Source organism: Guyparkeria sp., from assembly GCF_046545975.1.
GTDB lineage: Bacteria > Pseudomonadota > Gammaproteobacteria > Halothiobacillales > Halothiobacillaceae > Guyparkeria.
In genome coordinates this window covers 47,699-53,698 of record NZ_JBKGYT010000002.1, presented here as the reverse complement: position 1 = coordinate 53,698, position 6,000 = coordinate 47,699, and the positions used below count along the sequence as shown (strand labels likewise).

The window sequence follows — 6,000 nt, the reverse complement described above, 5'->3', positions numbered from 1 at the left end:
TGCAGGTCGATGGCACGGCCCGCCTTGCCGCCGGCGTGCCGAGCGCCGACATCGGAATCGAGCTGCCGGCCAGCGAGATCCGGCTGGCCGGGGATGCCTTTACCGATGACTCGAAGAACGACCAGTTCGAGGTGATCACCTACCGGCCGGCGCGGCTGGAGGCGCGCCTCGACGGTGAGCAGGTCGAGGGCGGTCTTCAGGCCGGGCTGGAGGACTGGCTCGGCCTGAGTGCCGCAGGCCGTGCGGACTTGGCGGATCGCCAGGTCGAGGGTGACGTCGAGCTGGCCCGTGCCGACCTCGCCCGCCTGGTCGATCTGTTCGAGCGCCTGGTCGGTCCGATCAACCTGCCGGTGGGCGACATCACGGGCGATCTCCGCGGGCAGGCGACCGTCGCCGGAGGCTGGGCGGATCCCCGTGTCGCCGCAAGCCTGCGGCTGCGTGATTTCGGCCTGGCCGCCTTCGCCGCCGGCACCGAGTACCGCGACGGCCGGATCGACGCGGAACTGGCTTCAGACGGCGGTATCACCCTGGCGGGGTCGCTGCTGGGCGAGGCGGACACGCCGCCACGGCCCGTGTTCCAGGAGCGTCGCATCACCGAGACCGAGTCCTCGCGCACCCGCGGTGAACTGGCCCTGTCCGGCGAGGGGCGGTTCGATGCCCCGGGGGACTGGCGTCTGGCGCTGGATGTCGGCGGCGAGGCAGTGCCGGTGTTGCGCCTGCCGACGATGACCGTCGATGCCCGCCCGGACCTGCAACTGGATCTTGCACCGTCCGGGGGGCGCCTGGACGGCGCAATCCACGTGCCGCTGGTGATCGCCAATATCGAGGAACTGCCGGAAAGCGCGCGCAGCAACTCGCCAGACCTCGTGATCGTCGGCGAGGAGGAGCCGGAACCGGGTTCCGCCTACCCGATCGAGGGCGACGTCGACGTCATCCTGGGCGACGATGTCAGCCTGCGCGGCCACGGCTTCGCCACCCGGCTTGCCGGAGGGATGGAGCTGAGGCTGCGGCCCGATGAGCCCGTTGGCGGCTTCGGCGAGGTGCGCCTCGAGGACGGTCGCTACCAGGCCTACGGCCAGGATCTGCGTATCGAGCGCGGCCGGCTGATCTTCAACGGGCCACTGGGTGCGCCGGGGCTGGACGTGGTGGCCAGTCGCCAGATCGACGATGCCGAGGGCACGGTGGTGGGCCTGTCCATACAGGGCGAGCTGGAGACTCCCGAGACCGAGGTCTTCTCGGAGCCGGCCACCTCGCAGAGCGATGCGCTGTCGCTGCTGCTGACCGGGCGGCGGCTCTCCGAGGGCTCGGAGGGGGATGCCTCGCTGCTGATGGCGGCCATCACGGGGCTGGGCGTCCGCGGGGGGGATACCCTGGCCCAGCAGGTCAACGCTACCCTGGGCTTCGACGAGATCGGGTTGGATTCGGGCGACGACGCGGGCGGTACGCGCTTGAGCGTGGGCAAGCGCATCGGGGAGAATCTGCTGGTTCGCTACGCCGTGGGGGTATTCGATGGAGTCGGAGAAGTGATCACGCGTTACCGCATCAACCGGTTCCTGCACCTGGAACTGACCAGCAGTGGCGAGTCGCAGTCGGGCGACCTGATCTACCAGATCGACACCGGACGACGGGAGGACTGATGGGCATCGGTCTGCTGATCGTCCTGGGCCTGATGGCCGCGCTCTCCTACCTGCCCGGCTGGTGGGTCGGGCAGGTGATGCGGCGACACAGCGAACCGGCCGATCGCTTCGACTTCTCCGGCGCCGATCTGGCCCGCTACCTGCTCGACCGGCATCACTTGGAATACGTCAAGGTGGAGAAGACCGATGCCGGCGATCACTACGACCCGGCAGACAGGGTTGTGCGACTGTCTCCCGCCCACTTCGCCGGCCGCTCGCTGACCGCCATCACCGTCGCTGCCCACGAGGTGGGGCACGCCCTGCAGGACGCCGAACAATACCCGCCGTTCCAGCGTCGGCAGGAAGTGGTCGAGCGTACGCGATGGGCACAACGCATCGCCGGCTGGATCCTGGTGGCCATTCCGGTCGTCTCGGTGATCCAGAAGGGGCCGTTGGCCGGGCTGGTGATGTTCGCCGCCGGGGTGATGACCATGGCGGTTCCCGTCTTCGCCCACCTGGCGACCCTGCCCACCGAGCTCGACGCCAGTTTCAACCGCGCCCTGCCCATGCTGGAGGAGGGAGGCTTCCTCAAGAAGGCCGACCGACGACCCGCCCGGCGCATCCTGCGCGCCGCGGCACTGACCTACGTCGCCCAGGCCCTGTCCTCGCTGATCAACGTCTTCCGCTGGCTGCGCGGCATGCGGATGTAGCCGGAAGAAGAGAGGAATCCGCGGCTCGGTTACAATGCCGCCCATCGCGCCGTGAAAGCGGCCCCGAATCCAGAACAATCAGGAAGCGCGCAATGCAGAGTCAATACCTCGAAACCGCCCTCGCCGCTGCCCGTGCCGCCGAGGCGGTGGTCCGTCGCTACTGGCAGCAGAACGTCGAGATCGAGATCAAGGAGGACGCCACGCCGGTGACGGTGGCGGACGTCGAGACGGAGAAGGCGATCAAGGCGGTGATCCTGGATGCCTTCCCGGACCACGGTTTCTACGGGGAGGAGACCGGCAAGACCCGCCCCGACGCGGAGTTCACCTGGCTGGTCGACCCGATCGACGGCACCAAGAGCTTCGTGCGCGAGTACCCGTTCTTCTCCACGCAGATCGCGCTGATGCAGGGCGACGAGATCATCCTGGGCGTGTCGAGTGCGCCGGTGTTCGGCGAGTACGCCTACGCGGAGAAGGGTGGTGGTGCCTTCTTCATGGACCGCGCCGCGCGGGTCAGCGAGATCGACTCATTGGCCGAGGCGACCCTGTCGCTGGGCAACCTCACCACGCTCGCCCAGCAGCCGATCGGATGGGCGGGTCTGGCCACGCTGGTCGCGGAGGTCAACCGGACCCGCGGCTACGGCGATTTCTACCACTACCACCTGCTGGCCCGTGGTGCGATCGATCTGATTGTGGAGTCGGACGTCAACGTCCTCGACATCGCCGCGCTGTCGGTGATCGTCCAGGAGGCCGGCGGCGTGTTCACCGACCTGGAGGGGAAGCCGGTGGGGCTGGACACGACCACGGTCTGTGCCGCGGCCAGCGAGAACCTCCACCAGATCGCCCGCAAGCGACTGGGGTACTGATTCCGCCCGGGTGGGGTTGGGGGTCTGCGGTTTGCTCGGCTTGCCGGGCCTCGCTTGGCTGGTTGAGTCCCGCCGGCCGCCGCTGGCGGGCGCGCCTGTCGGCGCGTTTCGCTTGGCACGGCAAGTTCCCGCGTACCGGGTTGCCAGCGAAGCGTTTTGCGAGCGAGCCGACGCTCGGGAAGGCGGCGTCAGCGGCTGGCTTGATTTCGGCGAGGCAGGCGGCTCGAACGGAGCGACCCGGATGGATCAGACCGGCAGGTCTATCCAGCCCATCAGGATGGCCGCTGCCAGCAGCCAGACGTAGAACGAGAAGATCTTGAGCTGGGCGCGGTACAGGAAGTAGACCACCATCTTAAGGGAGACGATCCCGACGACCGCCGCGACGACGAAGCCGACGGCCAGGTCCATCAGGGTCAGGCCGTTGAGGCCGAACTCGCCCCAGACCTCCAGGCTCTGGACCAGGGTGGCCGCCAGGATGGTCGGAATGGCCAGGAAGAAGCTGTACTCGGCGGCCCAGCGGCGCTTGAGGCCGGTGAACAACGAGAACACGATGGTCATCGCACTGCGCGACAGGCCCGGGACCAAGGCGAAGCCCTGGGCCACGCCGATGACCGTTGCCACCTTGGCGTTGATGCCCTTCAGGCCGCGGCGGCGAGGGCCCAGCTTGTCGGTCCACCACAGCAGGATACCGGTCAGGGTGAGGGTGAAGGCGATCATCACCGGCGTGGCGAACACGTGCTCGAAGGTGGCCTTGAGCCCGAAGCCGATCACGGCAGTGGCCAGCACCGACAGCATCCCCAGCAGGAACAGGCGCACGTACAGCGGCATGCCCTCGTGCCGACCCTCGGCCGAGGCCCAGTGCAGGGCCCCGGTCGCCGCGTTACGCGAGAAGCGCCACAGGCTGGACCAAAACACCACCACGATCGAGACCAGGGTGCCAACATGCACCACCAGGTCGAACAGGATCATCTCGGGGCTGTCCGGCGGCGGCAGGTCATGGCCCTTCTCGATCAGCCAGTGCTGGGTGAGCACCAGGTGGGCGGTCGAGCTGACGGGCAGGAACATGAAGATGCCCTGGATAACACCGAGCAGGGCGGCGATCAGCAGTGTCACGGTGACATTCTCGGGATGGGGAAAGCGGTGTTTTTACTGCAAGGGAAGGGGGGCGTCAAATGCCGCCGGCCCGACAGTCGGCCGAGGGGTCAGTGACGCAGGGGGTCGATGCCCGCCTCGCGCAGCAGCCGCGCGGTGGCGATCAGCGGCATGCCGAGGATCGCGCTGGGGTCGCGGCTGTCCATGTGCTCGACCAGGCACACGCCCAGGCCCTCCGAGCGCATGCTGCCGGCACAGTCGAAGGGCTGCTCGATCTCGACGTAGCGGGCGATCTCTTCTTCCGAGAGTTCGCGCATCTGCGCCTCGACGGCCTCGTGCCAGTCGAGATGTCGTCCGTCGGGGCAGACAACGCTGATGGCCACGTGGAAGGTGATGGCCTCGCCGGCGATGTCGCCGAGCTGGCGGCGGGCGGTCCCGGCATCGCCGGGCTTGCCGAGGATGCCGCCACGCCAGGACAGCATCTGGTCGGAACCCAGCACCACGGCCCCCGGATGTCGGTCTGCCACCCGGGTCGCCTTCTCCCGGGCCAGGCGCCGGCAGGCGTCGCCGGCGGGCTCGCCGGGGGCGAGTGTCTCGTCGATGTCGGCCGGATCGACCGCGTACTGGAGTCGCAACCGGTCGAGCAGCTGGCGGCGGGTCGCCGAGCCGGAAGCGAGGATCAGCCTGTCGGGGACGTTTGGCATTGTGTTTGGCGAATGTGTGAGAAGCCGGTAAACTTAGCGGATTACGATTCCCGCTTGCAAGGCCGGTCGGCCTCGACCGGTCCGGCCTTCTCGCACAGGGCCTGATGCGATGCCGAGAAACCACAGCCAGTTGGACACCGAGCGGGCATCCGGGCGGCTGACCATTCCCCTGGATGTGCGCGCGGCGTGTCGGCAGGAAGAGGTCGAGTCCGGCGAGGCCCCGCTGGCCGGGCTGTCCCGGTGCCGCGAGATCACCCCGGAAGGCGGGACGTTTGCCTACGAGGTGCGGTTCTTCGAGGGGCAGGGCGTTCATCCCCTGCAGGCGGAGATCCGGATCAGCGCACCGCTGCAGCTGGAGTGCTCGCGCTGCATGGAGCCGGTGGTGCAGACGGTTTCGGTGGCCTCCCGGGTGACGTTCGTGTTCAGCGACGAGCAGGCCGAGCACGTCGAGACGGAAACCGAACCGGTCGTGCTGGGTCGCGAGGGCCGTATCCGTCTGGTCGACCTGCTCGAGGACGAGATCCTGATGGCCGTTCCGCTCATGCCGGTCCACGAGGAGGCCTGTTCGGACCTCGCCTCCGGGCGGGCCTACGAGTCGGGTCGCATCGACGAGTCGGCGAGCGAGGAAGGGAGCGAGAATCCCTTCGCGGCACTGGCCGCGCTCAAGAAGGGCCCCGGCGGGGGCGATTGAATTCGGGCCCGGTTCGCGAGTCGAGCCGGGCTGAAAAGGAAACCGTGTAGCTAGCAGCAGGCGCGCCCCGGCGCGTCTTGATCATTTTGGAGGTAGAAAACCATGGCCGTTCAGCAAAACAAGGTAAGCCGTGCCAAGCGCGACTCCCGTCGTGCCCATGACAGCCTGAAGAACACCCAGCTGTCCATCGACCCGACCAGTGGCGAGACCCATCGCCGTCACCACGTCACGCCGGACGGTTTCTACCGTGGCCGTCGCGTGGTGACCAAGTCGGGCGACAACGCCTGATTTCCATTGCGGATCGCCCGGCAGCCCTTCGGTCGA

At 68.0% G+C, this 6,000-nt stretch carries 7 protein-coding genes; 5 read left to right on the top strand and 2 right to left on the bottom strand.

All coding sequences use genetic code 11. The features are described from left to right. The 3 genes from ACLFMY_RS00580 to ACLFMY_RS00570 all read left to right on the top strand — a co-directional run. On the top strand, positions 1–1,637 hold a 1,637-nt coding region (locus ACLFMY_RS00580; RefSeq protein ID WP_410762562.1), incomplete at its 5' end, for a translocation/assembly module TamB domain-containing protein. 5 nt (positions 1,638–1,642) lie between these two features. Beyond that, on the top strand, positions 1,643–2,326 hold the full coding sequence (locus ACLFMY_RS00575) for a zinc metallopeptidase (protein WP_410762563.1): 684 nt from the start codon (positions 1,643–1,645) through the stop codon (positions 2,324–2,326). Positions 2,327–2,418: 92 nt separating this feature from the next. Continuing rightward, a complete protein-coding gene (locus ACLFMY_RS00570; protein WP_410762561.1) occupies positions 2,419–3,189 on the top strand; it encodes an inositol monophosphatase family protein in 771 nt (256 codons plus the stop codon). A gap of 246 nt (positions 3,190–3,435) precedes the next feature. Here the strand turns inward: ACLFMY_RS00570 and ACLFMY_RS00565 are convergent, their stop codons facing one another. After that, positions 3,436–4,302: an undecaprenyl-diphosphate phosphatase gene (locus ACLFMY_RS00565; RefSeq protein WP_410762560.1), complete on the bottom strand. Its 867-nt coding sequence runs from the start codon at positions 4,300–4,302 to the stop codon at positions 3,436–3,438. 89 nt (positions 4,303–4,391) lie between these two features. Next, positions 4,392–4,985 carry a Maf family protein gene (locus tag ACLFMY_RS00560; protein WP_410762559.1) on the bottom strand — a complete coding sequence of 198 codons (594 nt, stop codon included), beginning with the start codon at positions 4,983–4,985 and terminating at the stop codon, positions 4,392–4,394. Between the two features lie 109 nt (positions 4,986–5,094). Between ACLFMY_RS00560 and ACLFMY_RS00555 the strand changes: the two genes are divergently transcribed. Continuing rightward, on the top strand, positions 5,095–5,676 hold the full coding sequence (locus ACLFMY_RS00555) for a YceD family protein (protein ID WP_410762558.1): 582 nt from the start codon (positions 5,095–5,097) through the stop codon (positions 5,674–5,676). Positions 5,677–5,778: 102 nt separating this feature from the next. Then, positions 5,779–5,964: a 50S ribosomal protein L32 gene (rpmF, locus tag ACLFMY_RS00550; protein ID WP_136866407.1), complete on the top strand. Its 186-nt coding sequence runs from the start codon at positions 5,779–5,781 to the stop codon at positions 5,962–5,964. The last annotated feature ends 36 nt before the right edge of the window (positions 5,965–6,000 follow it).

Coding starts and splice junctions, on each gene's coding strand:
- ACLFMY_RS00570 (WP_410762561.1), top strand. CDS start 2,419: ATGCAGAGTCAATACCTCGAAACCGCCCTCGCCGCTGCCCGTGCCGCC.
- ACLFMY_RS00560 (WP_410762559.1), bottom strand. CDS start 4,985: ATGCCAAACGTCCCCGACAGGCTGATCCTCGCTTCCGGCTCGGCGACC.
- ACLFMY_RS00555 (WP_410762558.1), top strand. CDS start 5,095: ATGCCGAGAAACCACAGCCAGTTGGACACCGAGCGGGCATCCGGGCGG.
- rpmF (WP_136866407.1), top strand. CDS start 5,779: ATGGCCGTTCAGCAAAACAAGGTAAGCCGTGCCAAGCGCGACTCCCGT.